The organism is Paenibacillus dendritiformis (assembly GCF_015845845.1).
Lineage (GTDB): Bacteria > Bacillota > Bacilli > Paenibacillales > Paenibacillaceae > Paenibacillus_B > Paenibacillus_B dendritiformis_C.
The window spans coordinates 69,952-95,068 of sequence record NZ_LDIG01000045.1; the positions used below are offsets into that span (position 1 = coordinate 69,952).

Below are 25,117 nucleotides of genomic sequence, written 5' to 3' on the forward strand. Positions count from 1 at the left end.
GGGACCCGTAACCCCGTAATGCCCTCGCTATTCGGCAGCTTCGACCTCAACGACCGGAATCGCCTCGACCTCGCCGCCGATATATACATTCGTATAGTTGTTGAAAACGCCGATGACCGTAACCGGACCCTCCTGGAAGGAGAGTGCGCCCTGCAGCAGAACATAGCTGTCTCCCATGCGGGCGTAGGCTCCTTCTTCGCTGACTGCCGCGATCTCGCAGGCGAAGCGAACCTTCTCGCCCGGATGCTCGGGCAATTGCTCCACCCGGATATCGGCATAATCCGAATCGGGAACGAGCCCCGCAAATTGATAGCTGCCGCCCTGGATCGCATAGCGGGCCGTCCTGCCTTCGGCTCCCTGCTCGTTCGGGCTCTTCACAAGCAAGTCTCCGTCCGCCCCGACCTCGTAGCCGTCCGCCTCGAACGCGAACAGCGGCTGCAGCCGGTTGTTCGCGACCGCATAGGCGGTGTATGAGGCCGCGCGCGCATCGGATTCGGCCTCGACGAGCAGGACGGGCTGCCCGCCGGCGCTTAACCGCTCCTCGACGGCGAGGCGGCGCACGGCGGCTCCGGTCGGAAGCGGCTGGCTGCGCAGCACCGTTGGCCGCGATTGGCCGTCCCAAGCCGCATAGTACACGCGCCGCTCCGAATCGAGCGCCAGGGCGTATACTTTGGCGCCGAAGCGGTCCCGGCCGCCGCTGACGAGCGGATAGTCCCCATCCGGAAGCAGACGGGACGGATCCGCCGCGGCCCAAGCGATGCGGACGGCCTCGATATTCGCGGACGTGTCGCGGAAGCCGTCCAGCGCCTCATAGAGGCCGATCGCCGCTTCGTACTCCCCGGCCGCCACATGGCGGTCCGCCTTCCGCATCCAGTTCTCCATCTCGCGTTCCAGATAGCCGCTTAGCCGCGAAGGGATGCCGGAAGCGTCCACATAGGCCGCAATGGCGGAAGCGTGAAGGGCGAACGCCTTCGCATTGTTCTGCTCGACATCCTTCCGCAGCATCGCCTCGGCAAGCTCCTCCGACTTGCTCTGCAGCCATGCGGCCTCGATGTCAAGCTTCCGGTACGCTTCGCGCATGGCCAGAACCTCGTCCAGCATTAGCCGGAACTCTCCTTGGCCGGCCAGGCGGGCCAGCTTGGCTTCGTCATAGGAGCGGAACAGGCGCGTCAAGTGCCCGGCCTTCTCGTCTGCCCCGCCGAAGAGCGAAGCCGGAATGGCCAGCAGGTTTGCCTTGAACGATTCGTCGCCTCCGCCCTCCCGCCTGCCTTCCTCCAGCTCCGCCTCGAAACGGGCCTTGAACCGGCCGAAATGCTCCTGCATCCGGTCTGCGGCCCGCATGGAGGCCAGCATGTCCTTGAACTCAGCGGCATACGAGCCGCCCGACTTCAAATAAGTCGAACGCAATTGCTGATAACGGCTATGTATTTTGAGGAACGCATCGAAGCGAAGCGATGCCGCCGCGGCGTCTGCCTCGGACATCACCTCGTTCAGTTCGCGCTTCATCTCGGTAATCGGCGCCAGCTCGCGCAGCCGCTCGGCAAGCTTGTCTTCCTGATAGCGTATCGAGCGGTTGTTCCTGGCTTGACGGTACGCTTCTTCCGCGGCGACAAGATCATGAGCGGCATACAGCCGATCCGCCTCCTTGACGGCATCGATCTTTTCTATAATATGAATCCCCTTGAATCCAATCATTACCACCGCGGCGGCGCATAACAAGATCATCAAATTCCGCGGGTTCAGGACGTCTCGGATCGTCATATACATCAGCCTCTCCCGGCCGAGTCCTGAAAGTCAGGATCCCATCCGTATTTCTCGCGCACAATCCGGTTCACCTCGTTGGCGACGCGGTCCCAGTTCTCATGCGGGTGCTGCCGGATCATCCGGTGCAGCCGGAGCAAGCGATCCTTCGGCAAACGATGGGCGTAACGCCGGATCAATCCGGGATAGGCGAGCACGTACCGCTTCATGCGCACGGCCGCGCCGGCCACGCCCGCCAGAATGTCCTGGCCGTTGTCCAGGCCGAGAATTTCCGGCTCGTAATGAATAATGTACTGAAACGTGCGATCCTTAATCAGATCCCGCTTGATTTTGGCGATCTCGCCGATGTAATCGGCCAGCAGCGGATCATATTGCTCCAGCAGAAGCGGCTCAAGTTCCAGCTCCATATCCTTGCGCAGCGCGAAGTAATGAAGCAGCGCCAACTGCTGCAGCCGGATCGTATCGTTGCGGATCAGCGGCCTCAGCTCGCGCAGCAGCTCGTAGGTGAGCTGCTTGTCGTCATCCCAATGCGAGAAGGCATGCTCCCAGTCGCGGTAGATATCCTGGGCCAGCTGTTCCTGCTCGCGCTGCAGCAGCTGGTCCAGCTCGCGGCTGGCTTCGGCGCGCATCGCCTTTCGCTGGACGAACCAGAGGAGGCCGATCAGGAGAATGGACGCCGCAGCGCAGAGCGCCATCTGCCCGAATGTATCGCTCAGCAGGATGCCGATAAGCCCGAGCAGCAGGGCGAAGAGCCGCTTCGTCTGCATCGATCGTCTCACCCGAGAGGCTGCATGCCGTTCGATCGGGCGCAGCGAAGCTTTGCCGCAGACCGGACAGACTTCTTCCTCCAGGGCGGTGAACGCCTGGCACGAGGCGCATCGATGCACGAGATGATAGATCTGCTTCGGCTTGCGGTACGGTCTGAAATAGACAGGTATTTTTTTCATGGCGTTCTCCCGCTCTCGCCGTTCACGATCGAGACAAGCCGGGCGTCAATATCCGCCGCCGAAGGCGTCGATTTCCGCCGGACCCAATAGAGGACGGCCTGGCTGGCGACAAACAGAAACAAAACTGCAATGCAACCGTATGCTAACATAGAGAGTCCCTTCCTTTAACTGCAAACTAGAGTAATAGGATATGTTCCGCAAGCCCGCAGCAAGCAAGCTATCAAGGCGGCGCATCCTTGTATCGTATACTGATTAGACAAATTTCGACAAGGATATCCTTCATTCTGATGACCTTGTCCCTATTGCATTGTGTCGAATAAGGTTGAACTTTATAGTCACTGATTATATCATAATGACAGATTGGTGGTAGAATCAGTAAATATATTGTCATTTCAGACAATATCGTGGCGGGGAAGCAAAGGAAATTCAGAAAATTTTCATCTAATCTTAAGAACTATAAGGTATAACAATATAGTGCCGTCTTCCGTGGCGCTTGTGTGCCTGCCATTAACCTATCATTTTATGATAAAGGAGTACAACTATGCTTCGGAGAAAATTAGCTGCTTACATGATGTTGTTCACTCTGGCATTCGGCTTGCTGCCCTGGATCGGGAAGATGCCCGCGGCGCAGGCTGCCCAGGCGGCCTCGAAGATCGATGCCATGCTTGTCATCGATGTGAGCAATTCGATGGATACGAGCGATAAAGACAAGATCGGCAACGAAGCGATGAAGATGTTCGTCGATATGCTGTCTTCCTCGGGAGACAAAGTCGGCATCGTCGCGTATACCGATAGAATCGAACGCGAGAAAGCGCTGCTGGAGATCCGGTCCCAGGCGGACAAAGAGGATCTGAAGCAGTTCATCGACCAATTGAACCGCGGGGCCTATACCGACATCGCGGTCGGGGTGAAGGAAGCCGTCAAAGTTTTGCAGCAGGGAGCCGACCCGGCCCATGAGCCGATGATCGTGCTGCTGGCCGACGGCAACAACTATTTGAACAAGAACGGCGGCCGCACGCAGGAGGAGTCGGATCGGGAGCTGAGCGCGGCGGTCGAAGAAGCGAAGCAAAAGGGCATCCCGATCTACACGATCGGGCTGAACGCCGACGGTCAGCTCAACAAGGAAGCGCTGGCCGAATTGTCGAAGCAGACGAACGGCAAATCGTTCGTCACCTCGTCCGCGGACGATCTGCCGCAAATTTTGAGCGAAATATTCGCCAGCCATCAGAAGCTGAAAATCGTTCCGGTCCAGTCGATTACCGGGAACGGGAGCTATCAGGACGTCACGGTGAACGTGCCGAACGCGAACGTGATGGAGGCCAATATTTCCATCATGTCCTCGAAGCCGGTCGAATTGAAGCTGCACGATCCGTCCGGCAAGGAGGTCGCGATACCTTCGGATGACGTCCAGTTGTCCCGTTCGAAGAGCTATTCGCTCCTGAAGCTGATCCAACCGGGACAAGGCGACTGGAAGCTGCAGGTCAAGGGGGCGGACAAGGACAAAATCGATATTAACCTCGTCTTCAACTACGATCTGGAGCTGACGATGGACCCGATTCCGGCGAAAACGTATAAAAAAGGCGATAAAATCAAAATCGCCGCCTATTTGACCAGCAATGGCCAGCCGCTGCAGAACGATGCGCTGTACCGGAACATGAGCGCCGTGCTGAATGTCAAGGACCTCGATACCGGCGATACGGCCGATCTGCCCCTCGCTCTGGCGGGCGACCGCTTCGAAGGGGAATTCGAGGTACAGGACCAGCATGATTACGAGATCAAAGTTAGAGCCGAGGAGAAGAGCTTCTACCGGGAGACGGAGCCGGTCAAGGTAAGCGCCAAGCCGGCGGGCGCCGGAGAATCCGGTCAAGCGGGGGCAGGCGAAGGAGAGGCGGACAAGCCGTTCCCGATGTGGATCGTGTACGCGGCCATCGGGCTGATTGTCGTCGCTCTGGCCGCCGGATTCGTGCTTGCGGCATGGAAGAAGGCGAACCGCGGCTTCGTCGGGCAGATGGTTATCGAGATCCGCGACGAGAATACGGGCGAGAAGACCTACCCGCAATATAAAAAGCTGACTGCCTTCAAGGGCAAATTTACGCTCCACCAGCTGCTCCAGCTCGCGCCCGAGTTCAAGGAGACCGAGAAGATGGTCTTTATGCCGGGCAAGAACGACCGCATCCTGCTCAAGAACGGCTCGGCCGGAACGGTGGAGAAATCGGGCCGCGCCGTCGATGCGAGCCGAGGGCTGGAGCTGAAGAGCGGCGACCGGATTACGGTGCCGCTGCAGCAGGTTGATAAAACGGTCTGGATTGAATACATTGTATAGACTCGTTCCGCACGCCCGTTTTTGAACTCGAACTTATAGGGAGGAACATCCATTTATGAAACCAATCGTCAGAGAGCATATTCAGCAATTGGACGTATCGCTGGGCGGTGGAATCGTCAGCGATAAGATCCGCGTCGACACGATCGACAATCCGATTCTGATTATCGGCTTGGGAGGGACCGGCATCGACGCGCTGCTGCGCTTGAAGTACCAGATCAACCGCCGCTTCAAGCTGCCGGAGGATCCGATCTCCAAGAAGAAGCGCGAGAAGCCGGACAATGTGGAGTTCCTGGCCTTCGAGACGAACGAACAGGATCGCAACAAAAAATACCGCGGCATCGGGCTCGATCCGCTCAATGAATTCGTGCTGCTGTCGAACGCCGAGATCGGCGGGCTGCTGCAGAACCGCAGCATCCTGGAGCCGTACATTACGGAGTGGCTGTCCCCCGAGCTGAGCATCACCGACGGGATGAACGGCGCCGCCGGCGTGCGCCAGGCGGGACGCCTGCTGCTGTTCACCAAGATCAATCAGGTCGTGCAGGCGATTGACAAGAAGATTAAGACGCTGTCCGTCGGCACGAACAAGAAGCTGATGGTGTTTCTGCTGTCCGGCTTGTCCGGCGGAACCGGAAGCGGCTGCTTCCTGGACATCGCCTACATCGTGCGGGGCATTATCGAACGGGATTACGGCTCGGCGGGCATCGACCGCGTCAATACGCTCGGCTATCTGTTCACGCCGGACGTGAACCTGTCGAACAAGAGCCTGAGCGAGCATACGCGCGAGTATATCAAGAAGAACGGCTATGCCGCGCTCAAGGAGCTCGATTACTGGATGAACGTCGACAGCCGCGGCGAGCGCTTCCGGCAGAAGTACGGCAATATTTTGACGGTCAATTCCCCGCTGCCGCCGTTCAACCTGTGCCATCTGATCTCGGCGACGAACACGGAAGGGAAGCTGCTGGAGAACGCCTACGACTACTGCATGAACGTGACGGCGGAGAACATTACGAACTTCATGGCGAGCGAGGAGAAGCAGTCCGGCGAGGAGTTCGCGATTCATGATTACATCAGCAACATCCGCACGAATATCGCTCAGATGAACCGGGCGTATCCGGCCAATTACGAATACAACATCATCGGCGCGTCGTCGGCCGTCCTGCCGATCGAAGAGATGACGACCTATCTCGGATACCGCCTGTTCCAGAAGATGGAGAAGATGTTCCAGAAGGCGCCGAGCCAGGAGGAGGTCGAGAAGTTCGCCCGCAAGCTGGGCGTCGATCTCGACACGATGGTGAAGACGTTCGAATCGCGCGTGCCCGAGCCGCTGCCGGGCTACGAGAACAGCGAGCGCCTGAGCTACAACAATGTCATCAAAATGCAAGTCGTCAATATGGATACGGAGCTGGAACAGACATTCCTGGCGCGGGCGCGCGAGGAATACATCAAGGCGAAGAAGCAGCTTCCCGGCGAGATCGTCGGCAGCTTCACCGATCAGATTCGGCGGATGTTCCTTCATCCGGAGCAGGGGCCATTCTATGTGTCCCGTCTTATCTACACGGAAAAGGGCTTCTGCCTGCTGAAAATGCTGCTCTCCTACATCGAGACGCTGCGCGAGAACCTGCATCATATTCCGCGCGACATCGAAGCGGCGCAGGAGCAGGCGAACGAGCGTCTCGGCGAAGCGAAGAGCGCCTTTATTTCCAAGGACAAAAAGAAAAATATGTACATCGAAGCCAAAATCCATGAATATTGGCTGCATGCCGATGTGGAGCGCACCGAGCAGATGATCGAGTTCTATGAGGATCTGTATCAGTTGCTGAACCAGGAGAACAACCGCATTTATAGCGTATTTACGGAAATATTGAACGCGCTCAACTCGATCTTCGAGAAGAACGGCGACATTCTGATCAATGGCGAGGAGCAGGCCGACCACAAAGGGAACCGGACCTACTACTGGAACATTGTCAGCGTGCCGGACATCTCGAAAGTCATCAGCAACATCATGGATCAGAAGGAAGTCGACGACCTCATCCGCGACTTCTCGCTGGAGCTGCTGAACCACTCGAACCAGTGGATCAAGGAGCAGGAGCTCGATATCGTCAGCTCGATCTCGGATTTCCTGTCGGACAAGTTCGGCGATCTGATTACGCAATCGATGGAGGAATTCCTCGTCATGAAGTTCGGTAACGACGAGTCGATCGACAAGTTCGTCGAGCGGCAGATCGCGAGCAAGCTGGACGACGAGGCGGTTCCGGTGTTCCATTTGAGCAACAGCTCGGGCAATTTGCATTTTCCGCGCTGGGGCTTCGTCTCCGTGCCCGTCAAGGCGCCGAGCATTCTCAAAGGGATCCGCAATTATCAGAACAATGCGGTCGGCAAGTCGAACTTCACCGTCAAGGAGAGCGAGGTGAAGAACCGCATCTTCTGGCTGAATACGCATAACGGGGTGCCGCTCTTCGTCTATACGCCGCTCAAAGTATACGAGGAGAGCTACGAGCGCACGATTCTCGACAAGGAGGGCATCGGACGCCATCTCGTGCAGACCGACAAGGCGAACTGGACTTATCTTCCTTCCCCGATTCCGGAGCAAGCGTGGGGAGATACCTACCGGAACGAACGGGTGCAGAACTATAACGCCCGCGTCCGCGCCGAGTTCGAGCGGGGCGCGCGGTTCAAGACCGTCATCGAGAAGGGGATGGACGAGAATACGAGCAACCGCTATGCGGTCGTCTTCACGAAGCCGTTCAACCTTGACGACATGCTGAAAGGCTACGATCTGCAGCTCCAGGCCGCGAAGCCGAATCTCGGGGAAGTGAAGCGAGCTTACCTGGATCTGAAGCGGCTGCTGGAAGAAGGTTTGGAGCCGGTGGAGACCAAAGATATTTTCGGCAGCATCAACGAGGGGCTGGCGAAGGAGAATCTGATCCGTTCGCCGGAGCTGATCGCGCGTCTGCGCGAGGAGTTGGCCAAGTACGAAGCGATCGAGGCGAAGGTGGCGGAGCTCGAACAGATCCTCAATCAGCATCAGGATGAGGAGAAGTGGCAGGATCAATTCATCGAAGCGCTGTACACCGGAACGATCTGCAAAAAAGGCGCGCTTTACGTCTATGACCGGGATGAGGAAGAGGAAGCGTGGGAGCCGTTCGCCAATCTGATGAAGAGCCGGGATTATGTCGAATACGAGGTATACGAGCATTTCCGCGGCCTGGATGAGAAGCACCGAGGCACGCTGCTGCGCAAATCGGCCCGCCGCGCCGCCGAGATGACGGCGACCGAGGATGTCGCTCCGCTCCTGGCGAAGCTGGATGAGCTGTATGCCGCGTTCCTGGATGCGCGCGAGCGGCTGGAATACGAGAAAATCGAGCTGGCGAACGGCGAGGATGCGTACCAGTTCTACAAGCAGTTGACGACCAAGCTGAACGCCATTCGGAGAAAGTTGAAATAAGATGATGACGCACACCATGGTGGAAAGGTTCGCAACCGAATATGCGCGCGACGAGGAGCGGCTCACCGGCCGGGACGACTACCAGAGCAGCATTCATTATCCGACGGTGTTTCTCTTTATCGGCGACAAGGCGGGGGACGCCATCGGGCCGATGATCCGGATCAACGAGCGGAAATGGGATAACAGCGCCGGCGTCATGTACGTGCACGCGACGGCCCGGATCGAAGGAGCGGAAGCTTCCGGCGCTGACGCGGACGGTTCTGCCGCCCGCGGCGGCGCTTCCGCACGGGATGGCGCGGAACCCGGCGGCAGAGTCGCCCGGATCGCGCTTCCGCTCGGCGGCAGCGGCGGGAGCGACAGCCGCAAGACGATCCGCCGCGATGCGCACCGCCGGTTCTACGAGGAGAAGCGCGGCCTGCTTGAGCTGAACCGCACCTTGCGGAAGGTGAGCGGCGATATTGCGGAGTACGGCCGCCTCTATGCCTCCTTCGATCGGATTCATCTGGCGGTCATTACGCGGGCCGATGATCCGCTCAATGTGCTGGTGCCGGAAATTACGCTGCTGGCGGAAGCGATTTTCCAGCAGTCGTTCAAGTCGGTCCAGACGGACTTGTACGCGCTTATCAGCGAGCGGGAGCAGGCGGAAGCCTTCGGTTATGCCAGCTCGGCGGGAGTCGCGTTCCTGCGCGAGCTTGATTATATGCAGAGTCCGGACTATTCGTTCTCGGCCCCCCTGCATGTGACGGAAGACGGGATTGCGATCGAGGTGACGCATCCCGCTTCGCCGTTATTCGATCTCGTCTATGTGCTGACGGATAAAAATGAACGGGGCATGTCGTCCTTCGACGAGGAAGATAATTACGAGATCATTTGCCATATGAACCTGTTGAAAAACCGGAAGCGGATCGACTCGGCCGGGGCGCATGGAATGGACAACTACAACAACACCTCCCTGCGCAACAATCTGATGACCGAATCCGGCCGAATCGGGTTCGTCTCGGCGGGATTCTCGAAGGTGAAGCGCCCGAATCACTCGATAGCGCTCGCCGTGCTGTACCATTTCTGCCGGGAGCTGACGGAGCGGATGAAGGGCGGACCCGAACGGACGGCGGCGGAGAAGCTGGCCTGGTTCGGGCTGGACCCGGAAGCGATCGGGGCCCGGGTCGATCAAGCGGTTCCGGACGAGGAGCGGCTTCACGACATGAACGGCATTATGACGCATGGCGTCAGCTTCAGCCAATTGAAGCGCATGACGCTGCGCGAGGCCGAGGATGCGCTGTTCGGCAGCGGATGCATCGCTTTTTTCCGGGATAATTACGAGCGGGCCGCGGAGAGCGCGATCCGGCAGCTTCCGGACGACGAGCTGCAATATACGGTCCGGCAGCGTCTGGCCGCCCAGGCGGATACCGGCTTCTATCAGGTGTACGCCTGGACGAACGAGGCGGAGGAAGCGGACAGCGTCTGGCCGCTGCTGCACGGCCGCATCCGCGAGGCGGGAAGAGCGCTCGAAGCGGCGCGGGCGGAGCTGGAGCGGAAGTACGGCGAGACGGTGGAGGAGCAATCGTTCCAGCGGCTGCCGCTGATGGACAAGCACAATGTGCGCAGCTTCATCCGCGCCTTCTTCGACACCGTCTACCGCCAGAAGCTGGAGGTGCTGCGGCTGGAGACGGAGCTGAAGCTGTACCGCAAATACGAAGCGGAGCTGGAGCGGCTGCATGCGATCTGCAAGCAGTACGTGCAGCAGATGGAGTCCTTGGAGCGGACGCTCCGGGAAGCAGCGCTCGCCAGCATCCGCCAGGCCGATGACTATATCGGCCAAAATATTATGGAATATTACGAACGGGTGACGGCGGACGTCATGCGGGATATCGAGGCGAAGCGGGGGCCGGGCGCCTTCAGCGAAGAGCGATATATGGGCAGCATTTCCCGCCTGCTGGAGCAGGGCACGGAAGCGCTGGCCTCACGGCTGTGCGAGGTGTGCCGGGCTCATATTTTGACCGCGGCTCCGTTCAAGCAGACGTTCGAGGAAGAGCTGCTGCAGCGGGCGAACGTGACGATCGACTACAGCAACCGGGAGGTGCTGTCGCGGGACGAGCTGTTCAAGAAGCTGTACCGCACGCTGGAGGAGCATGCCGGCATTCATATCCGCCTGCTCGATTATACGCATAAGCACCGTTACGAGGAGAAATATTTCTTCGGCGACGCGACGAGCGAATTTATGCGGTATGCGCTGAACGAGGAGGAGACGTCCCGCATCTACAAGCTCGGCTGCGTGCACGAGAAGCGAAGCAGCGGGGTCGAGAAGCTGAACATTATGGGCGGCTTCCGCGTCGAGGATCTCATGTATTACCGGAACGGCAAAATGTACTATGAGAGCTATGTGGAGAACGGTTATTCATTCCATGGGATCGATCCCGAACGGCTTCCGCCTGTCCGTTAGACCGGCAAGACCGTTACGGTTGAATACGCGCCGGGAGAAAGACGGGATCGCGGCCGAGTGCTACAGGGCTCTGTACGGATTACGGCCGTTCCCGGGTCTGCGGCGAGGAAGCGAACGGCGGACGGTGGGCATTCCCGGGCCTGCGGCTTGGAAGCGCACGGCGGACATTCCGTACGGGCTGCTTGCGGACGGCCTGCGGGAAGCGGCGGGCTTGCCTGCCGGCAGGACAACGGGTGGCCCGCCGCGTCGTTGGCGTCCGGCCGGACGATGCCGGGGCCGCGTATATTATGTGAGAGGATGCTATATTTATGCAGCGAAAAGTGAATTGGCTCATGGTGCTGTTCAGCCTGATCGGAGGCGCCGTCGGCTGGGCCGCCGGGGAGTGGCTGCTGGGCCGCCTGTTCGGCGAATGGCCGGACGTCGTGGTGAGCGGGCTTTACTTCGGGGTCGTTGCCCTATTCATCGGCCTGGCCTGCCTGACGGCCGAGATGATCTCGCCCCGGCTGAATGGCCCGTCATGGCGGCAGCGGTATGCGGGCACATCCTGGCTGGTGCTCGTGCCGGCGACGCTCGTCATGCTGTTCATCGCGGGCGTGGCGCTGGAAGCGGTGTACCAGATCGAAGCGGGCGGCGTAAAGACGATTAAAAATATCGTGCTCGTGATCGACAATTCGGGCAGCATGGAGCAGACGGATCCGAACCAGGATCGGTATGAAGCGGCCAAGCGGATGATCGAAGAGATGGATCGGGACAAGCGGGTAGCTGTGTTTGTATTTAACGACAGCGTGGACCTGCTTCAGCCTTTCGTGCAATTGAAGGATCAGGCTGTCAAGGATGAGCTGTTCGCCAAGATCGATGCGCTCCAGCCGACACAGGGCGGTACGGATATCGGCCTGTCTCTATCCGAAGCGATGAAGCATATCAAGGACAACCGGGATGATTCGCGCGGCACGATGGTCGTCCTGCTGTCGGACGGCTTCAGCGAGGTGAATACGAACGAAGCGCTCGCCGATTATAAGGCGCAGCATATCGCCGTTCACACGATTGGCCTTAGTCTGGTCGACGCGGAAGGCTCGGGCCTGTTGCGCCGGATCGCGGACGAGACCGGCGGCCAGTACTATGACGTGTCCAAGGCGAACGAGCTGTCGTTCGTCTTCGAAAAAATATACAGCAGCATCGGCGACCGGACATTGGTGACGGAGCGTTCCGGGCCGCTTCAAGACAGCGGCTATTATATGGCGCTGCATGTCATCGCCCTGGCGCTTATCGGAACGGCGCTCGGCTTGTCGCTCGGCCTCGTGTTCGACAACCGCTATCTCGCCAAGAGCTTCGCCATCGGCGGCGCGGCGGCGGGGCTGATGGCCGGTCTCCTGCTGGAAACCGGCTTGTCCGGGCGTCCGCTTACGGACGGAGCCGTGCGCCTGGGCGCCGATCTGGTGCTGGCGGGCGTCATCGCGCTGTTCTCGCTGGTCGTGCCTGTGCAGGAGAACCAGCGGCAGCGGGAAGGCCGTCGTCGGAGAGGAACGGCGGACAGCGAAGGCAGCAGCCTGTCCGGACGGCAGTCCGATCGGAGCAGCCGCGGATTCTAGTGTGGGGAGGCCATGACAGATGCATTATACGGAAGCGGGTCCGGAGACGCCGGTCATCCGCGGATTGACACATAGTATTGACGAAGAGCGGTGTACGCTGCGCTGGCTGTGGCCCGATACGATCCAGGCCGTCTATGTGCACAAGGCGGCTGCGGATCGTACGGCGGCCGAACGCCCGCCGGCCGCGGAGCTGAAGCTGTACACGAGGGACGAGTACAAAGCCAACAACGGTTACCATGACCGGATTGAAGGGATAGGGCGGCTCGTCTATACCATCTACGCCTGTCTGCTGGAGGAGGACGGACAGCAGCAGCTCGTCATCCAGCCGGATGGCGGGAACCGGATCGCGCTGAGCACCGGCCGGGCGAGAATCTATTACTCGATCCGCTATAAAGGCGGCTGGTTCAAAAAATTCAAAACGGCGCAAATCCAAGTGACGGCAGAGGTGCCGCTGCCTGCGGATGTGCTGTGCTATGTGAAGAAGCATGGCGGCTATCCCGCCGGCAAGGACGACGGAACGGTCTATCCGTTCGTCGAGCCGTTCGCCCCGGGCCGGAACATGCTGCCGGAGATCGAGATCGGGAAGGACGATTATATTCGGCTCTTCTTCACCGACGGCCGCCAATTCGGCCAGCTGTATGAGTTGATACCGGAATGAGGAGGAGAAGACATTGGGGATTTTTGATTTTCTGAAGCGCAAGCCGCAGCCGGCGCAACGGCCGCCGTTCTATGATATCGTTTGCCCCTACTGCTTCAGCAAATTCTCGCCCGAGGAGGTCGTGTTCCGCGCGGCCCATCACCGCGAGGATGACGAGAATTATGCGCTGCAGGAGGATGAGAAGCTGAACAAATACCGGGACCGCTTCGGCCTCGACACCGTCTATGACATGGAGGCGGTCATCGATCCGCGCGATATTCCCGAGGAGCATCATCTCTATTCGGATAACGTGCTTATCGGTCTGAATGACCGGTATGGCGTCGTCACGCGCAGAAGGCTGTGTCCGCACTGCCATAATGAGCTGCCCGTGACGGCAGGGAAGGTGCCGAGCAATATTATTTCCATTATCGGGGCCTCCCAGGTCGGCAAATCGGTCTATATGACCTCGCTGATCCATACGCTCCAGCATGCGACGGCCGATCATTTCGATGCCGCCTGCATGCCGCTCAATGCGGAAATCAGCCGCAAGTTCCGCACGATGTACGAGGAGCCGCTGTTCGAACGCGGCGATCTGCTCGCGTCGACACAGAAGGAGAAGATGCAGGAGCCGTTCATCTTTCAATTCGTTTTCAAGGATGAGACGAAGCCGCCGCTCACGCTGGTGTTTTTTGATGTCGCGGGGGAAGGGATGGTCGATCAGGATTATCTCGGCCTGCACGGCCAGCATATCAAAAATTCGGCCGGCATTCTGTTCATGATCGATCCGCTGCAAATTCGATCGATTCGTGAAAAAATACGCATGCAATACGGCGGAGCTTCCGACGATTGGGTACCGCAATACGACGAACCGCGCGATGTCGTGCTGACGCTGTTCGGCGACTTCATCGCTTACCAGGATAAGAACAAGACCGACATTCCGACGGCGGTCGTGCTGACGAAGAGCGACATGCTGCATGCGTTGAAGGATGAGGATGGCGACTATATCAAGTCGAACAGCAATATTTTCCATAATATGGTTCATCGCAAATATCTCGATCTGACGGAATTCCATAATATCGACGGCGAGATACGGCGCTTCATCGAGAAGGTGGATCGTCCGTTCAAAGGAACGATGGATGTCTATTTCTCTAATACGGCCTATTTCGCCGTGTCGGCATTGGGCAGCAACCCGGTCAATCAGAAGCTTCAGGGGGTTGTCAGTCCGATCCGGGTGGATGAGCCGTTCATCTGGCTGTTGTATCAATTGAATTATATCGAGGGGAGAGAGCAGCATTGACATCGAACAGACCCTCTCGCATCCAGCAGCAAATGTATACGCGGGAGCGGCGCGGCATTTTCCGCTCCAATGAAGGCTTCGACACGATCGCGGCGTCCGCAGGTCTTGATCCCGGATTTATCAAAAAAGTGCTGCATCCGTTCTGCGTTTATGACGCGCCGGCGGAGCTGGCCTCGCGCGGGGAGAAGGACGAAGCGCGCTATCCGCAAGCGCTGCACTTGTTCCATGCCGATATGGGGCAGCTCGTCCTCGGGCGCAGCATCTATCAGGCGGCGGATTTCACGGGCTTGCGCAGCGCCTTCTTCACCCACAACTATATCGTGCCCGCCGAACGGGCGGCCGAAGCGGTAAAGGACTATCCAGCGCTGCTGAACGCGGACTTCGCCGGAAGCTATGATATCGAGCAGGGGACGGAGCTGCCCGAGCTGGAGCGGATTCCGGCCGCAGCGGAAGCGCGCCGCCCGGCTTCGCCGACCGCCCTGCTCGACAGTCTCGGCATCGACGAGAAGATGTTCAAGCAGCTCCTGTTCGCCGTCATGTCGTCCGTTGTCACGAGACGCAAAGTGTTCGTCGCGCTCGATGTCGCGGTGGAGGAGTTGTCGGAGACCGCTTTGCAGCTCATCGGCGTGCTGTACGGAAGCCTGCCGTATGCGTACCGCCGCGCGCTCGGCTTCCTGACGTTCTCGAAGGAGCCGCTGAACCGGAAGGGGATTCATCTGACCTTCGTCGAGCAAGGAAGCTTGCGCCCGAATGATCGGAACATCGACAAGGATTATACCTTCGATCTTGCGTCCAAGCGGGTGACGAATGTCGATATCGACCTGGGGAAGCAGCCTTACTTGAGCTTCGCCTGGAGCAATCTGGAGCAGCCGGAGCGGGCGGAAGCCTTCTTTGCCTTTGCGGAGCAGATGCTGGAGGGCATGGACACGCAGCGGCATACCGCGATCGCGAGCTGCCATGAGCTGGCTATCTTGTTCCAGATCGAGGAAGGCAGCGATTCTCTATATATGCAGAACCGGGTCGGCGCGCTGCGCTCGATGCTCGATTACTTGGCGCCGGAAGGGGCCGTCCAGTCGAAGCAGCGGCTCGCGGAGCTGTTCCGCGGGTGCTTCCAGCGCGAGTATGAGCGGGTCAAGCAGGGAGAGATTCCTGATCCGGCTATCGTAAAATCTTTTATGGAATTTGAAGCCCTTGGCGGAACGGGGCTCGGCAGCGAACTGATCGGGTATTTGATCCGGAGCTTGCATGAAGCCAATCAGGCGAAGGGCAGCGAGCGAATGGAAGCCTATTATGCGCTCATCGAGGGCAGCGACCGCGTTAGCCGGCCCTTCTTCGAGACGCTGCTGCGGGGCGGCAAGACGGTAGACCTCTTCTTCCCGTATATGCGGCGGAAATTCCAGGAGACCGTCCGGGCCGAGGAGCTGGTGAAGCTGGCTCATCATTGGTCCGGCCGGCATCCGGTACTGCTGCGCAAGGCCGAGTTCACCGAGCTCGCCGCCGGGCAGCTCGCCGAGAAGCTGCGGCATGATGCGGAGCCGGTGTCCGCTGTGAACGCGGTGCTGGACACGGTCGACCGCCTGCTCGCGGAGGAGGAGCGGCCCGCCGAAGACATGCTGCTCTTTATGGAGCAGTTGTCGTACGCGGCGAATGAGTTCCTGCTCACGGATCTGAATCTGGAGCAGACGCGCCAGGAAGCGTTCCTGCAGATCGGATTCCTGGCGCATCCGGACGAGGTGAGGGAATGGGCCGCCCGCTACCCGCCTCAGGTGCGGTCCACGGCGAATGTCATGCTGTCTGCCTACCGCTGGTTCCAGGACGACGAGCCGGACGAATCGATTTTCGACGGCTTATCGCCTGCCGAGCTCGATCGGCTGCAGCAGCTTGGGCGCCGCTGGCTGCAGAAGGATCTGGGGCCGGCGCGGTTCGGCCGGCTGGTGCTGGCGTTCTGCCGGGATGCCGACAAAGGCCTGATCGAATACGGAGCGCTGCTCCATTATTTGCATCAGCATGCGCCGGACCGGGAGACCGTCTATCAGTTCATGAACTGGTCCGAGAAGCGGCGCTTTTTCTCGAGGGGGAGGAAGCTCGAGCCGGGATATGCCGCGGCGGTGGTCGCTTATTTTAAAAAATACGACCAGGACGCGTTCAAAAACCGGACGAACCGCAAGCTCTATTTCGAGCAGGCGGGCGCGCCGCTTCAGGCCGTATACGACAAGGCCCGCAGCGAGCTGTCGCCGCCCATCGTCAGATGGCTGCGGCGCAACCGGCAAGCGATGGTGTGGTTCTTGGCCATTCTTCTGGTCATCGGCGGCATTGCCGGCGGATTGGCGGCCTCCGGCATCTTCGACAGCGGCAAGCCCGCGGTGGCGGAGAACACCGCGTCCGATCCGGAGCCGCCTCGGCAGGAGGAGCCGGCCGCTAAGCCCGAACCGCAAGTCTACGCGAGACAAGTCGAGGATTTCGTGGACGGCGAATTGAAGCCGACGACGGAGCTTGTGTTCGAATTCGGGACGGAGGCGGAATGCGCGACATTTCAGGCGGGCACGATTACATTGAAGCTGGAAGGCGGCGCCGAGCAGACGTATACGGATCGTACCGTGCAGCATCTCTGTTCTTCGGGGGCCGGTACGGAAGGAACGCCGCCGACCGGCTCTGATGGATCAGAAAGCGGCTCCGCCGGATCCGCGGGCTCGACGGGTGCAGGCGGCGCGGATTCTTCCGCCACAAGCGCCGAGCAGCAGGATCAGAACGGCGGCGGGAGCGGAGAAGCAGGCGATTCTTTGGAGAGCAAGACTGGCTCGGTGGGAGAAGGGGACAGCGCGCCGCCGGACGCGGCGGGGGGAGGCATCTCTCAGGGAGACACGTCACCGGGAGATACGCCCCTTGGAAACACGCCTTCGGGTGACACAGATTCAGGAGATACGCCTCCCGGAGAAGCTGCTCCTCCGGCCGGCGGCTCAACGGGCAGCGCCGGCGCGGATTCGGCGAAGCCGGCCCGGCAGCGAACCTTTCAAGCGATTGTCTCTTTAGGCGAAGAGGTCGAGATTGGAAAAATAAGTGAAGTACTTGTGGATCAGAAGAGAGTCGAATATATTGAGAAATAGAGGCTGAAAGTCAGCCTCTATTTTTTGTCATCCTGAAGCGGATGATAGTGGAGGCTGTGAGCCATGCGCTGGATACCGGAACGCTGGAGCCGCCAATGGATTCGATGGGAGCTGTGTCATGCGCTCGTGCTGACGCTCGGATTGTGTGGCGTCCGCTATGCGGCGGCGGGAGCGGAGCCGGCATGGGATACCGCGCTGCGAATGGCGGCGGCCGCCGTGGCGATCGCGACGATCCTAAACCTGTCCGGTTGGCTGGGCGGGCGCTGGATCTGGCTGCTGGGCAGCATCGGCGCGGCTGTGGGCCTGGCGGCGATGTTCATCGTTACTCTTTATCGGGGGCACGGCGGATGGGAGGATTTGATTGGCGTCCTCGTTTTTTTGTATTTGTTCGCTATCGGTTACGGCTGCGGAGTACTTGCCGAGACGGCCTTGGCGATCTATCATTGGATTCAGCGCCGAAGAAGTTAAATAATAGAAATGGAACGATAGGGATATAGACTCGAATATACATCTATTTCCTGGTTACTAGGGGGATTTTTCATTGTGAATCTGAAACTTAAGCACACGCCGCAGCCTGCCGCGGCCGCAGCAAGCTCCGGTCATGTGGTCGCGCTGATGTGGAGACAGCTTCGCCCGAAGCAGTGGACCAAAAATCTGCTCGTGTTCGCCGCGCTTCTCTTTTCGTTGAAGCGGGTGGATCTGTCGGCCGTATATCATTCGTTGACCGTATTTTTTCTTTTTTGTTTCGTATCCGGCTGCGTTTACATTATTAATGATTATTCGGACCGGGAAGCGGACCGCGTCCACCCGGTAAAGAGGCATCGGCCGATGGCGTCCGGCGCTTTGAATCCGGCGGTCGCACTCGGAACCGGCGCGGTGCTGCTGGCAGGCTCGCTGGCCACTTCTTACTTTATTCATCCGCTATTGACGGCGGTGCTGGCGATTTACTTTGTGTTGAATGTCGCTTACTCGTTCAAATTGAAGCATATCGTCATTCTCGACATTATGACGATTGCCGCCGGGTTCGTGCTGCGGGCCATCGCGGGCGGACTGGCCATTCACGTTCAGTTGACGCCATGGTTCCTGCTGTGCACGATGCTGCTCTCCCTTTTTCTCGCGATAGGCAAGCGGAGACATGAATTGTTTTTACTGGCGGATCAAAAAGGAACGCACCGCAAGGTGCTCGACAACTATTCCTTTGCGCTTCTGGATCAGCTCATTAGCATCGTGGCTACGGCGACCGTCATCAGCTATTCGCTGTTCACGTTTACCGCCGGGCGGACGACGCATTTGATGTGGACGATTCCTTTTGTCATCTACGGCATCTTCCGTTATTTATACTTGATCCATGTGGAGAAGAAGGGCGGAGCGCCTGACCGGCTGCTGTTTGAAGACAAGCATATTTTCGTCACCGTCATTTTGTACGTGATTAGCGTGCTGGCGATATTCATCCTGTTTGAATAGGGAAAGGGGTCAAACATCATGCTGGCCAAAGTTGCGCTTTTCGATATCGATAAAACGATTATTCGGCGCGATTCCATGTTCTTGTTTTTGAAATACGGGCTTGCGGCGAAGCCGAGTTCTGTCATCCATTTGCCCGCCCTGGCCTGGAACCTGCTGCTGTATAAGCTTGGGATCGTGCCGGCTGAAAAGGCCAAGCAGTACTTTTTTCGATCCATTGCTTATATGGACGAGACCGATCTGGAGGCTTTTTACGACCGGGTCCTGGCGCCGGAAATGTATCAGGATGCTCTCGCCGAGATGCGCAGCCGCAAGAAGCTGGGCTACCGCGTCATTCTCGTGACGGCTTCTCCCGTCGCCTATATGAAATATTTCAAGAAGCTGGCGTGCGTGGACGAGGTCCTGGGGACGGAGCTGCAGCGGCGGAACGGCCGCTATACGCATCTGATCGAGGGCAAAAATTGCAAAGCGGAAGAGAAGGTAGCGCGCATCCGCGATTATTTGGAGCGCCATCATCTTGAGATCGATTACGAGGCCTCCTGCGCGTATTCCGATTGCACCAGCGATTTGCCGATGCTGAAGCTGGCGGGGCAGCGGTATCTGATCCGGAACGCCCCGATCAAGCAGGAGGGTCTGGAGGTCATGAGATGGAGCTCTTGAAGTCGAAGCATGCCGGCAAGGCGCTCATGATCTTGTCGGCCTGGTGCACCGCGACGGGGCAATTGTTCTGGAAATGGGGCATCGCGAATCTGCTGTATTTGGGGATTGGCTTTGTGTTCTATGGCATCGGGGCCGTGCTCATGATTAAGTCGCTGTCGCTGGAGAAGCTGTCCGTCGCTTATCCGCTGATGGCATGCAGTTATATTTTTGCCCTGCTGTATGGCGGACTTCTCCTGGGCGAGACGGTCAATCTGCAGAAAGGAATCGCCGTCCTGCTGCTCATAATCGGCGTCGCGTGCATCAGCTATGAGAAATGAATGGCTGTGGCTCCTCCTTGTGGTGATGACCTGGTTCGGGTCGCTCGGCAGCGCCTGCTTCAAATTATCGTCCGCGCGAAAGCAGCGGAGCATGCTTCTTCTCGGCTTCCTGTGCTATGGCTCCGGGGCCCTGCTTAATATATATTTGCTGCGGTTCTTGCCTTATACCGTCGTCCTTCCGGCGAATGCGCTGACCTTCATCTGGACGATGGTATTGGCGAGATGGATATTCAAGGAATCGATAGGCTTGCCGAAGGCGGCTGGCATTGTCTTTATTTTTGCGGGCATGCTTCTTCTCGCAGGATGATGGAGGAGATAGAGAAATTATCGTTTGGAGGCATGGGGTCATGCAGTTTTGGAAATCGGTTTTTGGCGTGAAGCAGGATAACCGCAAAGCGCTGCTGCTGTTTTTGGGCTTCTTTCTATTCTATTTTTGGCTGAACCTTCCGTTCATTACGTACATGGAGCGGAATCAGGCGGTGCTGACGGAGCTCAGCCCGTTTTATGGGGTCCCGTTCACATTGAATCTGTTCAATTTCGATCCGTCGCTTTATTATGCGCCGCAATCTTCCGTGATTCATCCGCTGATCAATTATTTGTCGGCGCCGTTGAAGCAGGCGGCCTCCCTGACGTGGGGCAACGGCCTGTTTCTGGGGATACAGAGCGCCATGAACGCGTGTGGCGTCGTCCTGATGTATTATTATTTGCGCCGCAATTCCTACGGCAACGCCTTGTCTATCGGAACGGCCGCCTTTTTCGGCGCAAGTTCCTATCAGATTTTTTCGGCGCTGATCCCGGATTCTTATCCGTACGCGGTCCTGATCATTTTGCTGACGGTGCTTTACGCGCAGTACTGCCGGCACCATCAGAAGCTCGGGACATGGCCGGCCTCGATCCTGCTGACGCTGAACTTCGGACTGACCGTGACCAACGTCGCAACCGCCGTCGGATCGCTCTTCATCAGCACGCTGCGCAAGAGCAGACAATACTGGATCGCTTGTCTCAAGATCGCCGGCATCTCCTTGCTGCTTGTCGCTCTGCTTACGGGATTGCAGTTCGTTCTGTTTCCCGGCAGTTCCTGGATTACGACGTGGCAGCATAATATCCAAGCCGGCGGATTCAGCTATGTGGCGCCATTTTCCTTCGCCCATCACTGGAAAGCATTGTATTCGATGATCGAGAGCCCGATTGTCACGCCGCACTTGGCGATGATCGACGACTCGGTAATGGCGTTCGTGACGGATCTGTCGAACCCGTTCCCGCTGTATGGACATCTCATCGGCATTGTTGTCATCGTCTTGACCTTGTTGGCTCTCGTTACGGGATATCGGTCGAAAGAGGTGCAATCTCTGGCCATTTATCCACTGTTCGCGCTTCTGCTGCATATCATCGTTGGCTTCGGCTTGGCGGCATTTCAATATGATATGTATCTGTACGCCGGACATTATTTATTTGCCTTGTTCCTGTTAAGCGCTTGGGGGGTCCACCGCTGCGGCGGGACCGCGCGCGGCATTCTGACCGGGGTTATCATCGCCTGCGCGGCGGCAACCTTGGTTCGCAATATCATTGGCCATGCGGCCGCACTGGACACGATCCAGCAAGTCTATATTCAGATCGGTTCGGCTTCGCTTCAACCGTAGCGGCCGATGACTGAATGGATGCGCATGGAACAGATTGATTAGAAAGAAAGTGATTTTTTATGAAAATAGGAATGCGGAAGCGACATTTTCGAATATCGCCCATCGCCGGCATCTCTCTTTTGCTGCTGGCGAAGCTGGCCTTGCTTCGTGTTTTCTTGTTCGGCGAGATTACGGCCTTGGGACTGCTTAGCGACGCCTTGTCCTTGCTCGCCATTATGAGCTTGCTGGAGCTGGTCCTGCCGCGCCGGGGGAAGCGCGGCGTCTATTGGGCGATCAACGCCGTTTTTTCGCTGATGCTGTTCGCCGCCACCTTGTACCGGATTCATTTCAATACGGTGCCGACGTATACGGCGCTTGGTGGATTGGGGCAGGTGCCGCAAATCCGGGGCAGCATTACGGTGTTGATTCAGCCGTATCATTTTCTCTTTTTTGCGGATATGGCGATCGCTCTGGCGATCGGAGCGGTGCGCTTGTTCAGCCGGTCGTCCAAGCGGGAGCTTGCGGGACTGCAGCGGGAGCGGCCGCGAACCGGCACGCTGCGGGGCAAAATCGCCGCCGCTCTCGCGCTCGTCGTCAGCGCGGCGGTCTCCCTGCAGTTCATTGCCGACGGCAGCCGCATCGACAATGAACTGGTGCAGGCGGAGCGTCTCGGCTTCTTGAACTACCAGGTCGCCTCGGCCATCAAAAGCAAGCGGGAGAATGATCTGATTGCCAGCGGCAACCTGCAGGAGACGATCCGGCGGGTGAACGAGCTGCAATCGACATATCCTTACCGCAAGGAAGAAAAGAAGGGCGCAAAGCCGGCGCATTTCGGCGAGGCGAAGGGCATGAACGTCATTGTCGTGCAGATGGAGGCCTTTCAAAACTTTCCGATTCATTTGAAGCTCGGCGACCAAGAGGTAACGCCGGTGCTGAATCGGCTCGCGAAAGAAGGCTATTATTTTCCTCATGTGTATCAGCAGATCGGCCAGGGCAATACGTCGGATGCGGAATTTATGTCCAATACGTCGATTTACCCGACCGGCACGGTCGCGATGTCGACGGGCTTCGGCGGCAGGGAGCTGCCCAGCCTGCCTCGCCTGTTGAACAAGCTTGAGTATCAATCGGCGACGTTCCATGTCAATGAAGTCCGTTTCTGGAGCCGCAATCTGTTGTATCCCGGCGTCGGATTTGATCGTTATTTCGACCAGCCTTATTACGAGAACGATCATTTCAATGATTTCGGGGCTTCGGATGAGGAATTATACCGCGTCGGGGGCGAGAAGCTGGCGGAAATGGCCGCAACCGGCCAGCCGTTCTATGCCCAGTTCGTGACCGCGTCCAGCCACGCTCCGTTCGTGGTTCCGCCGGATCGGCGCCGGCTGAAGCTGCCTCCCGAGATGGAGAATACGCAGCTTGGGCATTATTTGACGGCCATCAATTACACCGATTATGCGTTGGGCCGCTTCATCGATCAGCTCAAAGCCGACGGGATATGGGACAACACGGTGTTTGTCGCCTATGGGGATCATTCCGGCGTCAACCCGGCGGAGACCGACGGGAAGGAGATTACCGCCCAGTTGGGCATCCCTTATGATAATAAGGTAAGCCGCTTCAATATTCCGCTCATTATTCACGTGCCAGGGCAGAAGAGCGGCAAGACGGTGGAGCTTACCGGGGGCCAGGTCGATATTATGCCGACGTTGGCCAATTTGCTTGGCATCTCTCTGGAGGAGCGGCAGTTCACCGCGTTCGGCCGCGATCTGTTAAACACCGACAACAATGTCATCGGCATGCGCTATTATTTGCCGACCGGGTCATTTTTTACGAATGATATTTTGTTCGTGCCGGGAACGGGCTTCGAAGATGGCGAGGCGATCTCGCTCCGCACGCTGGAGCCGATGCATGATCTTGAGCCTTACCGCCGCGATTATGAGTATATTTTATCGTTAATGAAGCTGTCGGATGAGTATGTCCAGCTGCTGCCCAAGCGGTAGCGGCCGGGCGCTCCGCTCTGCTTCGCGGCTGTCCGGCAGGGCTCGCACGGCCCGGTCAGCGCTCTCGAACAGGGAGCCGACCGCGAGTTCCGGCTTTTCTGATGAAGCCTTCTGTTGTACGCTAGATATGAAAATCGGGCATATGCTCCGCGAAAGCTCGCTTCCGGCGCTTCGCCAAGAGCAGGGCCGCGGAGCCTGCGACTCTCAGGCTGTTATAGTCTGCCTGCGCGGGAGTTGCATTGCCCGGGGATTGCCGTATTTAACTAACTGATCACGGAAAAGGAGATAATCGACAATGGCTCATTATGCGGCTTTATTGGAAATGAAGGATGCCTCCAAAAACCAAACGTACCGTCAAGCGCACCTGGATTATTTGGACAAGCTGAAAGAGCAGGGCAAGGTGTTCGCCAAAGGCGCTTTTGGCGACGGATCGGGCGGCATGGTCATTTATGTGGCGGATTCCATGGAAGAAGCGCGGCAGCTGGCGGAGAACGATCCGTATGTCTTGGAAGGGGTTCGGCATCTGAACCTTCGCGAGTGGAAAATATAGAATGGAGGGAGGGGGGGCGGCTGCTGTCCCCTTCCCGTGCAGGAGGCGGCGACATGAATCACCGATCAGAGACGGTCAGCGGCGGTCAGCCGCCGGAGGACGAGGCCCTTGATGAGCTTGTTCTCGGCAAGCTGAACGACGTGCTGCTGCTGGATCGCACGAACGATTGGACGGAGCCGGATCCGCTTTATCCGTTCGCGCTGGATGAGCTGCTGTGCAGACAGACCGGCCGCGGGGGCCCGCCGCTCTGCCATCTATGGCGCCATCCGCGGGCCTTTATTCTCGGGCAGCGCGACAGCCGGCTGCCCCGCGCCGCCGAGGCGCTGCGCTGGCTGGAGTCGCTCGGCTATGCGACTGCGGTGCGCAATACCGGCGGCGCCGCGGTGCCGCTCGATTCCGGCGTCGTCAACCTGTCGCTCATCCTGCCGAAGCAGGAGGGGGGCGACAAGCATTTTCACGGCGATTTCGAGCGGATGTACCGCTTGATTCGGCGGGCGCTGCAGCATACCGGCTGCCGCGTCGACAAAGGCGAGGTCGAAGGAGCCTACTGCCCCGGCGACTTCGACCTCAGTATCGGCGGCCGCAAATTTTGCGGCATCGCCCAGCGCCGGCAGGCGAACGCCTTCATCGTGCAGGCGTTCGTCATTGCCGGCGGCTCCGGCCGCGACAGCGCCGGGCTCGTGCGGGAATTCTATGCCCGCGCGACCGCTGGCGGCACGGAGCGGGATTATCCGCTCGTGACGGAGGAGAGCACGGCCAGCCTCGAGGAAGCGGCCGGGCTTGGCCGCGAGGCCGATGCGGCGGAGGCCTTCACCGCGGCCGTGAAGCGGGTTATCCGCGAGCGGCAGACGGAGCAGGGAATCGCGGCCGCGGCGGCGAAGCTGCGGCTGCCGGAACCGGACGAGGTGCGCGCGGCCGCAGCCGAACTGCGCCGCCGGTATGGGGTGCAGGGCCATTAAATGAACAAAAG

At 58.6% G+C, this 25,117-nt stretch carries 19 protein-coding genes; 16 read left to right on the forward strand and 3 right to left on the reverse strand.

The features are described 5' to 3' along the window. Positions 1–27: 27 nt before the first annotated feature. From ABD76_RS00965 to ABD76_RS00975, 3 genes are read right to left on the reverse strand one after another with little or no spacing between them, the layout of a single operon-like run. On the reverse strand, positions 28–1,761 hold the full coding sequence (locus ABD76_RS00965; protein ID WP_197253510.1) for a hypothetical protein: 1,734 nt from the start codon (positions 1,759–1,761) through the stop codon (positions 28–30). Positions 1,762–1,766: 5 nt separating this feature from the next. Continuing rightward, positions 1,767–2,708, reverse strand: coding sequence for a hypothetical protein (locus tag ABD76_RS00970; RefSeq protein WP_197253511.1), 942 nt, complete (start codon positions 2,706–2,708; stop codon positions 1,767–1,769). Beyond that, positions 2,705–2,857, reverse strand: coding sequence for a hypothetical protein (locus ABD76_RS00975; protein WP_197253513.1), 153 nt, complete (start codon positions 2,855–2,857; stop codon positions 2,705–2,707). The genes ABD76_RS00970 and ABD76_RS00975 overlap by 4 nt, the downstream gene beginning before the upstream one ends. Positions 2,858–3,249: 392 nt before the next feature. Between ABD76_RS00975 and ABD76_RS00980 the strand changes: the two genes are divergently transcribed. The 16 genes from ABD76_RS00980 to ABD76_RS01055 all read left to right on the forward strand — a co-directional run bounded on the left by ABD76_RS00980 (position 3,250) and on the right by ABD76_RS01055 (position 25,106). Next, positions 3,250–5,031 (forward strand): vWA domain-containing protein, encoded by a 1,782-nt coding sequence (locus ABD76_RS00980; protein ID WP_197253515.1) that lies wholly within the window; start codon positions 3,250–3,252, stop codon positions 5,029–5,031. Between the two features lie 55 nt (positions 5,032–5,086). Then, positions 5,087–8,476, forward strand: coding sequence for a tubulin-like doman-containing protein (locus tag ABD76_RS00985; protein ID WP_197253517.1), 3,390 nt, complete (start codon positions 5,087–5,089; stop codon positions 8,474–8,476). Between the two features lies 1 nt (position 8,477). Beyond that, positions 8,478–10,916, forward strand: a complete 2,439-nt coding sequence (locus tag ABD76_RS00990) for a transcription initiation factor TFIID (RefSeq protein ID WP_197253519.1) — start codon at positions 8,478–8,480, stop codon at positions 10,914–10,916. A 308-nt stretch (positions 10,917–11,224) separates the two neighbouring features. Further along, positions 11,225–12,505 (forward strand): vWA domain-containing protein, encoded by a 1,281-nt coding sequence (locus tag ABD76_RS00995; protein ID WP_197253521.1) that lies wholly within the window; start codon positions 11,225–11,227, stop codon positions 12,503–12,505. Between the two features lie 19 nt (positions 12,506–12,524). Beyond that, a complete protein-coding gene (locus tag ABD76_RS01000; RefSeq protein WP_197253523.1) occupies positions 12,525–13,163 on the forward strand; it encodes a beta-mannanase in 639 nt (212 codons plus the stop codon). A gap of 13 nt (positions 13,164–13,176) precedes the next feature. Beyond that, positions 13,177–14,439 (forward strand): TRAFAC clade GTPase domain-containing protein, encoded by a 1,263-nt coding sequence (locus ABD76_RS01005; protein ID WP_197253525.1) that lies wholly within the window; start codon positions 13,177–13,179, stop codon positions 14,437–14,439. Beyond that, positions 14,436–17,543: a GAP1-N2 domain-containing protein gene (locus ABD76_RS01010; RefSeq protein ID WP_197253527.1), complete on the forward strand. Its 3,108-nt coding sequence runs from the start codon at positions 14,436–14,438 to the stop codon at positions 17,541–17,543. Before ABD76_RS01005 ends, ABD76_RS01010 begins: the two co-directional genes overlap by 4 nt. 63 nt (positions 17,544–17,606) lie before the next feature. Beyond that, positions 17,607–18,011 (forward strand): hypothetical protein, encoded by a 405-nt coding sequence (locus ABD76_RS01015; RefSeq protein ID WP_197253529.1) that lies wholly within the window; start codon positions 17,607–17,609, stop codon positions 18,009–18,011. Between the two features lie 75 nt (positions 18,012–18,086). Beyond that, positions 18,087–19,007, forward strand: coding sequence for a decaprenyl-phosphate phosphoribosyltransferase (locus ABD76_RS01020; protein WP_197253531.1), 921 nt, complete (start codon positions 18,087–18,089; stop codon positions 19,005–19,007). Between the two features lie 18 nt (positions 19,008–19,025). Beyond that, positions 19,026–19,664: an HAD family hydrolase gene (locus ABD76_RS01025; RefSeq protein WP_197253532.1), complete on the forward strand. Its 639-nt coding sequence runs from the start codon at positions 19,026–19,028 to the stop codon at positions 19,662–19,664. Beyond that, the gene (locus ABD76_RS01030) at positions 19,652–19,981 is read left to right on the forward strand and encodes an EamA family transporter (RefSeq protein ID WP_197253535.1); all 330 of its coding nucleotides are present in this window, start codon (positions 19,652–19,654) and stop codon (positions 19,979–19,981) included. The genes ABD76_RS01025 and ABD76_RS01030 overlap by 13 nt, the downstream gene beginning before the upstream one ends. After that, a complete protein-coding gene (locus tag ABD76_RS01035) occupies positions 19,971–20,288 on the forward strand; it encodes an EamA family transporter (RefSeq protein WP_197253537.1) in 318 nt (105 codons plus the stop codon). The genes ABD76_RS01030 and ABD76_RS01035 overlap by 11 nt, the downstream gene beginning before the upstream one ends. A 40-nt stretch (positions 20,289–20,328) precedes the next feature. Then, positions 20,329–21,621: a DUF6080 domain-containing protein gene (locus tag ABD76_RS01040; RefSeq protein WP_197253539.1), complete on the forward strand. Its 1,293-nt coding sequence runs from the start codon at positions 20,329–20,331 to the stop codon at positions 21,619–21,621. 59 nt (positions 21,622–21,680) lie between these two features. Next, positions 21,681–23,597 (forward strand): LTA synthase family protein, encoded by a 1,917-nt coding sequence (locus tag ABD76_RS01045; protein ID WP_242069283.1) that lies wholly within the window; start codon positions 21,681–21,683, stop codon positions 23,595–23,597. A gap of 295 nt (positions 23,598–23,892) precedes the next feature. Then, positions 23,893–24,147, forward strand: a complete 255-nt coding sequence (locus ABD76_RS01050) for a YciI family protein (protein WP_197253541.1) — start codon at positions 23,893–23,895, stop codon at positions 24,145–24,147. 53 nt (positions 24,148–24,200) lie between these two features. Beyond that, positions 24,201–25,106, forward strand: coding sequence for a lipoate--protein ligase family protein (locus ABD76_RS01055; RefSeq protein ID WP_197253543.1), 906 nt, complete (start codon positions 24,201–24,203; stop codon positions 25,104–25,106). Positions 25,107–25,117: the final 11 nt, after the last annotated feature.